Source organism: Actinotalea ferrariae, assembly GCF_019733465.1.
Lineage (GTDB): Bacteria > Actinomycetota > Actinomycetes > Actinomycetales > Cellulomonadaceae > Actinotalea > Actinotalea ferrariae_A.
Genome location: NZ_JACVQL010000137.1, coordinates 1 through 6,155 on the forward strand (window position 1 = coordinate 1; position 6,155 = coordinate 6,155).

The window sequence follows — 6,155 nt, forward strand, 5'->3', positions numbered from 1 at the left end:
GCGCAGGGGCGACCGGCGCACGCCGAGGTGCGCGCGCCGCGCCGAGGGCAGGCCGGGTCCGACCCGCAGCGACGCGTCGACGTCGAGGCAGACGAGGAGCGGCACCCCGGCCGTGGCGCCCGACCGCGCGTGCCGGTCGACCAGGTCGAGGTGCGCGACGTCGTCGACCATGAGCGTGATCGCGGCGCGCGCCGCAGGGTCGGCGCCGAGCTCGGCGAGGGCTCCTGCGTCGACGCTCGGGTAGCCGACGAGGACGTCCGTCGCCCCCCGCCGCACCCACCACAGCGCCTCACGCAGCGAGTACGCCATCAGCCCCGTGAAGCCCGCGGCGACCGCCCGCTCGACGAGCGCCGGCACCCGCACCGACTTGGTCGCGAGCCGCACCGGGCGGCCGGACGCCCGCCGCAGCAGCTCGGCCGCGTTGGCCTCGAAGGCCGTGAGGTCCACGACCGCGAGGGGCGCGGGCAGGTGTGCCGTCGCGTCGAGGCGGTCGAGGGTGATCATCACGACGCCATCTTGACGGTGACGACCCGGCGCCGGTAGTCACCGCACATGACGACGACGGCCGGACGCGCCCGCGGTGCCGCGACGTGGCGCAACTGGTCGGGCACGGCCACGTCGCACGCGCAGCACCACCTGCGGCCCCGCGACACGGCCGACGTCGTGCGCGTCGTGCGCTGGGCCGCGCGCGAGGGACTGCGGGTCCGCGCGGTGGGCGGCGGCCACTCGTTCACGGCGGCGGCCGTGACGGACGGCGTGCTGCTCGACCTGGACCGCCTCGCGGGCGTCGAGGGCGTCGAGCCGCAGCCGGGCGGCGGCGCGCTGGTCACCGTCGGCGCCGGCACCCGGCTGCACGCCCTCAACCGCGAGCTCGCCGCCCGCGGCCTCGCCATGGAGAACCTCGGCGACATCGACCGGCAGTCCGTTGCCGGCGCAGTCTCCACCGGGACGCACGGGACCGGCGCCCGCCTCGGGGGGCTCGCGACCCAGGTGGTCGGCGTGCGGGTGGTCGGCTCGGACGGGACGGTGCGCGAGGCCGACGCCGGGCGCGACCCCGCGCTGTTCCAGGCCGCGCGGCTCGGGCTCGGGACCGTCGGCATCCTCGTCGCCCTCACGCTGCGCGTCGTCCCCGCCTTCACCCTGCGGGCGCGCGAGGAGGTGCACGACCTCGCCGACGTGCTCGACCGGCTCGAGGGGCCGGACGGCTGGGTCGCGACGACGGACCACGTCGACCTCTACTGGTTCCCGTTCACCCACCGGGCGCTGGTCAAGCGCAACCACCGGGCCGAGCCGGGTTCCGGGCCGTCGCTCGCCGTCCGGCGGCGCCTCGAGGACGAGGTGCTGCAGAACGGCGCGTTCGAGCTGACCAACCGCGTCGCCGCGGCCGTGCCGCGCGCCGTGCCCGCGCTCAACGCGGTCGCCGCCCGGGCCCTCACGGACCGCACCTACTGCGCGCCGTCGGCGGACGTCTTCGTCACGCGCCGCCGCGTCGTCTTCCGCGAGATGGAGTACGCGGTGCCCCGGGCCGCCCTGCGCGACGTGGTCGGCGAGATCGACGCGTGGCTGCGCCGGACGCGAGAGCCCGTGCCGTTCCCCGTCGAGGTGCGCTTCACCGCAGCCGACGACGTCTGGCTCTCGACGGCGCACCGGCGCGAGTCCGCCTACGTCGCGGTGCACCAGTACCACCGCATGCCGCACGAGCGGTACTTCGATGCGGTCGAGGCGATCGTCGCGCAGGTCGACGGCCGGCCGCACTGGGGCAAGCTCCACGGCCTCGACGCCGAGCGCCTCGCCGGCCTCTACCCGCGGTTCGAGGACTTCCGCGCCGTCCGCGCCGAGCACGACCCGACCGGAATGTTCCGCAACGACTACACCGACCGCGTCCTGGGCCCCGTCGGCTGAGCCGCCGTCGGCGCGGACCCGGCACGGGCGCGGCGGTCAGCCCTTCGTCAGGTCCTGCGCGAGCATGACGAGGATGCCGCTGGGGCCGCGGACGTAGGTGAGCCGGTAGACGTCCTCGTAGGTGGCGACGCCGCGCAGCGGGTGGCACCCGTGCAGCGCGGCGATCGCGAGGGCCTCGTCGAGGTCGTCGACCGAGAACGCGACGCGGTGCATGCCGATCTCGTTCGGCCGGGTCGGCTCCGTCTCGATCGCGTCAGGGTGGAGGTACTCGAAGAGCTCGAGCCGTCCCGTCCCGTCAGGCGTCTGGAGCATCGCGATCCTGGCGTGGTTGCCGTCGAGGCCGACGGCCGTGTCGGCCCACTCGCCGCTGACCGTGTCCCGGCCGAGGAGCGTCAGCCCGAGGTCGGTGAAGAAGGCGATCGTCGCGTCGAGGTCGCGGACCGCGATGCCGACGTTCTCGAGCGTGATGGGCATGCGTCGCACGCTACCGAGCCACGGGCGATCCGTTGAGCCCCCGCCGGACGCTGCCGCGCTCAGCCTCGGGCCCTGCTGAGACCTTCGTAGGTGCCGCCGACGGCGACCTGGGCGTCGGCACGCAGGACGGCCTGCGCGTCGCGTCCCCTGAGTGTGATGAGCGCATCGATCCCGCCGCCGACGCGCGTCACACCGGCATAGCGGAGCGGCCCGCTCGCGGGCTGGTCCCCCACCTCGCCCGTGAAGCGCCCGTCGAAGGCGAAGACGTCGACGTAGGTCCCAGGAGGGCTGGCCAGGGCCTCAGCACACGGAGCGAAGATCAGCGCTGTCGTCGTGCCGACGGCGACGCCTTCCAGGGCACCCGAGAACGTGAGGCTGCCGTCGACGGTGAACTCGCACGCGGCGCCACCGATGTCGCGGGTCCGCAGCGATGTGAAGTCGACCGAGGCCACGAACTCGCCCGCGGCGCTCGACACCCCACCCCTCGACGCCTCGGGCCCGTGGGAAGGGGCCGCGGCGGCGGTGGTGGTCGGCGCGAGCAGACCCAGCATCACCACGCCGGCAGCCGCGAGTGCTCGTCCTGGTCGTCGGTGCATGCGCGGATCCCTTCTCGAACGAGGCGGGTGAGGCACACCCTTCGGATGCCCGTGCACTGCACCCGAGTGTGGCAGTCACGGGCGCCGTCCGACAGTGCCTCGCGCCCGCGCTCCAGGGGCCCGTGCTGGAGCGCGACCGCCGGAGCCGGCGCCGTGGGACCGTGAGCACATGACGGCGTCCGCACCGGCCGACCCACCACCCCGCGTCGTGACGCTCGTGCTGTGCCGGCCGGACGGCGTCGTGCTCGGCGCGCTGCCGCCGTTCCCCGTCGCCGTGCCGTGGTGGAACGAGGCGGCGTCGGTCGTCGACGGCGCCCGCGCACACCACGGCGTCGACGTCACGGTGCTCCGCCTGATCGCCGGCGGGTCCCCGGACGCCGTCGGCGGTCCGGTGACGTACCTCGCGGAGGTCCGGGACGCGGAGGGCCGCGACCCGCATCCCCGGCTCACGGCCTGGACGACGCCGCTCGACCCGCACCCCCTCCGGCTCCCCTACGCCGCACCGGGCGGACCGTCCGCGGACCTCGCCTGGGCGGACGCCGCCCTCGCCGACCTCGGGCGCCCCCGGACCGGCCCACCTCGGCAGGTGCGGACCTGGAACCTGTCGAGCCTGTGGCGGCTGCCGACGGCCGAGGGCGCCGCATGGCTCAAGGTCGTGCCGCCGTTCTTCGCCCACGAGGGTGCGGTCCTGGCCCGCCTGGACCCCGCCGTCGTGCCGCCCCTCCTGGCCACCTCCGGTCCTCGGGTGCTGCTCGACGAGGTGGCGGGTGAGGACCTCTACGGCGCGACCGGGCCGGTGCTGCTGCGGATGGTCTCGCTCCTGGTCGACCTGCAGGCGCGCTGGGTCGAGCGCACGGACGAGCTCCTGGGCCTCGGGGCGCCGGACTGGCGGCCGGGTGCGCTCGCGGAGAGCGCCGCCGCGACGATCGGACGCACCGCCGCGCAGCTGGACCGGGCGACGCGCCAGGCGTGCGAGCGGCTCGTCCAGGGACTGCCCGAGCGGTTCCGCGCGATCGAGGCGTGCGGGGTTCCGGACAGCCTCGTCCACGGCGACTTCCACCCCGGCAACCTGCGCGGCGACGGCTCCCACCTCGTGCTGCTCGACTGGGGCGACTGCGGGGTCGGCCATCCGCTGCTCGACCGCGCGGCGTTCTTCGAGCGCCTGCCGGCCGCCGACCGGGCCGCCGTCGCCGACCACTGGGACGCGCTCTGGCGCGCGCGGGTGCCGGGGTGCGACCCGTCCGCCGCCGCGACGCTGCTCGCGCCCGTCACGGCGCTGCGGCAGGCGGTGATCTACGACGCGTTCCTCGGGGCGATCGAGCCGAGCGAGCGGGTCTACCACGCCCAGGACCCGGCCCGCTGGCTCACCGTCGCCGCGGAGGCCCACTGACCGCTCCGGCCTACGCGGGCCCGCGCAGGCCGGTGCGCGCGGGCGGAGGCTGGACCCGCCCGCGCCAGGGGGCGATGATCGAGGAATGGCACGCGCGGTGGTGGCGAAGGCGTACGGGGGCCCCGAGGTCCTGCAGGTCGTCGACGTCCAGGTCGGTCCGCCCGGTCCCGGGCAGGTGCTGCTCGACGTCCGGGCGATCGGCGTCAACCCGTCGGACTGGAAGCAGTACTCCGGCGTGTGGGGCACCGACCCCGACCGCCTCCCGCTACGCCTCGGTCACGAGGTGGCCGGCGTCGTCGCGGCCGTCGGCGAGGACGTCGAAGGCATCACGCCGGGCGACGAGGTCATCGCCTACCCGGTCACCGGCGCGTACGCCGACCGCCTGCTGGTCCGCGCGACGTCGGTCCTGCCCAAACCCGCGGGCCGCAGCTGGGAGAAGGCGGCCGGCCTCATGGTCACGGGCGTCACGGCCTTCCACGCGCTCACCGCCACCCACGTCGGCGCCGGCGACACGGTGCTCGTCCACGGCGCGTCCGGCGGCGTCGGGTCCGCCGTCGTCCAGCTCGCGCACGCCCGCGGCGCCCGCGTCCTGGGCACCGCGAGCCCGGCGAACCACGAGCACCTCGAGGACCTCAAGGCCGTGCCGCTCGCCTACGGGCCCGGGCTCGAGGACCGCGTCCGTCGCGCGGCGCCCCACGGCATCACGGCCGCGATCGACTGCGTGGGCACGGCGGAGGCGATCGAGACGTCGCTCGCCCTCGTGCCGGACCGGCAGCGGATCGCGACCGTCGCGGGCCACGCGCACGCGACCGGCACGGGGATCAAGCTCCTCGGCGCCGGCGCGGGATCCGATCCCGGCACCGAGGTGCGTCGCCGCGCCCGGGCGGAGCTGCTGCGGCAGTGGGACCTGCACCACCTCGACGTCCGCATCGGTGCGACCTTCCACCTGGCCGACGCCGCCCGCGCCCACCGCGTGGGACGGGGCGGCACGGTCGACGGCAAGATCATCCTGCTGCCCTGACGGCGGCCTCCTCACGGAGCGCGTCGAGCACACGGCGCACCACGCGCCGTTCGGCCCGGTCCGGGCGCACGAGCGCGTCGACGCGCCGCGCGGCCCGCACCCCCGCGAGCGGCACGAGCGCGAAGCGCGTGCCCCCGCGGTGGTCGGTCGAGAAGCGCGGCAGCAGCGAGACGCCGTGCCCCGCCGCGACCAGGCCCTCGACCACCCGGAAGTCGTTGATCCGGTGCACGACGCGCGCCGGCGAGCCCGCCTGCCGCGCGACGGCGTCCAGCACGGCCGCGACCGGGAACCCCTCGCGGACCGCGACCCACGGCTCGTCCGCGAGGTCCGCCGGGGTCACCGCGGCGCGGCCGGCCAGCCGGTGGCCGGGCGGCAGCGCGACGTCGAGCGGCTCGCGCAGCAGCGGTACGACGACGACGTCGCGCCCCCAGTCCCCGGACGTGCCGTCGGGGCCGTCCGGGCGGTGACCGACGACGACGTCGTGCTCCGCCGTGAGCGCCGGGAAGTCGCTCTGCGCGACGTCCTCGTCCGAGAGCTCCACGGTCACGCCACCCGGGTCGGCCAGGCGCGTGAGGAGGCCGGGGAAGAGCAGCGCCGCGCCGCTCTGGAACGCCGCGACGCGCACGTGCCCGGTCGGCCGCTCGAGGTACGCCTCGCACGCCGCCTCCGCGCGGGCGAGCGCGACGGCGACGTCGAGCGCGCGGTCGGCCAGCTCGCGCCCGACGGGCGTGAGCCGGACGCCCCGGCCGACGCGCTCGACGAGCGTGACGCC

The 6,155-nt window shown here is 76.4% G+C and carries 7 protein-coding genes; 3 read left to right on the forward strand and 4 right to left on the reverse strand.

The genetic code is table 11. The features are described from left to right. A partial coding sequence (locus tag ICW40_RS11490; protein WP_221654073.1) for an alanine racemase occupies positions 1–504 on the reverse strand: 504 nt, incomplete at its 3' end. Positions 505–552: 48 nt separating this feature from the next. Between ICW40_RS11490 and ICW40_RS11495 the strand changes: the two genes are divergently transcribed. Beyond that, positions 553–1,902: a D-arabinono-1,4-lactone oxidase gene (locus ICW40_RS11495; RefSeq protein WP_221654061.1), complete on the forward strand. Its 1,350-nt coding sequence runs from the start codon at positions 553–555 to the stop codon at positions 1,900–1,902. A 36-nt stretch (positions 1,903–1,938) separates the two neighbouring features. Here the strand turns inward: ICW40_RS11495 and ICW40_RS11500 are convergent, their stop codons facing one another. Together ICW40_RS11500 and ICW40_RS11505 are read right to left on the reverse strand one after the other, a co-directional pair. Further along, positions 1,939–2,376: a VOC family protein gene (locus tag ICW40_RS11500; protein WP_221654063.1), complete on the reverse strand. Its 438-nt coding sequence runs from the start codon at positions 2,374–2,376 to the stop codon at positions 1,939–1,941. Positions 2,377–2,435: 59 nt separating this feature from the next. Next, on the reverse strand, positions 2,436–2,972 hold the full coding sequence (locus tag ICW40_RS11505; RefSeq protein ID WP_221654065.1) for a hypothetical protein: 537 nt from the start codon (positions 2,970–2,972) through the stop codon (positions 2,436–2,438). Between the two features lie 169 nt (positions 2,973–3,141). On the opposite strand from ICW40_RS11505, the gene ICW40_RS11510 reads away from it, so the two are divergent. Beyond that, positions 3,142–4,362 carry an aminoglycoside phosphotransferase family protein gene (locus tag ICW40_RS11510; RefSeq protein ID WP_221654067.1) on the forward strand — a complete coding sequence of 407 codons (1,221 nt, stop codon included), beginning with the start codon at positions 3,142–3,144 and terminating at the stop codon, positions 4,360–4,362. 85 nt (positions 4,363–4,447) lie between these two features. Further along, positions 4,448–5,383 carry a quinone oxidoreductase family protein gene (locus ICW40_RS11515; RefSeq protein WP_221654069.1) on the forward strand — a complete coding sequence of 312 codons (936 nt, stop codon included), beginning with the start codon at positions 4,448–4,450 and terminating at the stop codon, positions 5,381–5,383. Here the strand turns inward: ICW40_RS11515 and ICW40_RS11520 are convergent. Then, a partial coding sequence (locus tag ICW40_RS11520) for a LysR substrate-binding domain-containing protein (protein ID WP_221654071.1) occupies positions 5,367–6,155 on the reverse strand: 789 nt, incomplete at its 5' end. The genes ICW40_RS11515 and ICW40_RS11520 overlap by 17 nt on opposite strands.